Source organism: Iodidimonas nitroreducens, from assembly GCA_000710935.1.
Taxonomy (GTDB): domain Bacteria; phylum Pseudomonadota; class Alphaproteobacteria; order Sphingomonadales; family Rhodothalassiaceae; genus Iodidimonas; species Iodidimonas nitroreducens.
This window is the reverse complement of record BAYV01000060.1, coordinates 1-1,086: the sequence shown is the minus strand read 5'-3', so window position 1 is coordinate 1,086 and position 1,086 is coordinate 1. Positions and strand designations below refer to the sequence as shown.

General features: G+C 56.0%; 1 pseudogene. It reads right to left on the bottom strand.

What is annotated here, in order from left to right:
- Positions 1-63 precede the first annotated feature (63 nt).
- Positions 64-1,086: pseudogene (locus AQ1_RS12315) on the bottom strand (IS3 family transposase); the annotation flags it as partial.

Genomic DNA, 1,086 nt, shown 5'->3' with positions numbered 1-1,086 from the left:
CTTCCTGGCCGCAATCAAACTCGCTTCAATCCGTATTTGGCTTAGATTTTATGAGTCTACGGCCTAGACACCTGCCTCTTTCAGTTTCTGCTGTCTGGCTTCGAAGTCAACGGGCGACAACATGCCGTTGTTTGTATGCTTGCGTTTTGGGTTGTAGAACATCTCGATATATTCGAACAGGTCCTGCCTTGCGGCATCGCGTGTGGGATATGTGCGGCGCCTGATCCGTTCTCGCTTCAGGAGTTGAAAGAAGCTCTCGGCGACCGCATTATCATGGCAGTTCCCACGTCGGCTCATGCTGGCATCCAGATTGTGCTGGCTGAGAAATATTTGCCACTCACGGCTGGTGAACTGCGCACCTTGATCGGAATGGATCATGACCCGGTGCTGGGGTTTGCGACGCCAGACAGCGGCCAGTAGCGCCTGCAGTGCCAAGTCGGTCGTCATCCGCGACTGAGCCGACCAGCCGACAACACGCCTTGAGAACAGATCGATGACGACGGAAAGGTAAAGCCAGCCCTCATGGGTTTTGATGTAGGTGATATCCGTGACCCAGATCCGGTCAGGCGCATCGACCTTAAACTGCCGATCCAGACTATTGTCAGCGACCACAGCTGGCTTGCCGCCACACCGTCCAGAGCGGCGCTTATAGCCAATCTGGGCCGTGATGCCCGCCAAACTTGCCAGACGTGCCACGCGGTTTTCGCAGCAGTGTTCGCCCTGATCGCACAGATCGTCACGGAGCTTGCGATAGCCATAGACCTTGCCACTGTCCATCCAGGCCTGACGGATCAGTTCGGTCTGTCGCTTATCCTCCTGCGCGCGCCGGCTCAACGGTTTCTTGAGCCATGCGTAAAAGCCGCTGACATGGACCATCAGCACGTGGCACATCGCCCGAACTGAAAACTCCGATCGATGAGCCCGAATAAAACCATACTTCAACGGGACTCTCGCGCGAAGTATGTTGCGGCCTTTTTTAAGATGTCACGCTCCTCGGTGACGCGGGCCAGTTCCTTCTTGATCCGACGGAGCTCAAAGGTCAGATCAGCCTCCACCTCCCGCATCTTGGCTGGCTTCGCAAACTGT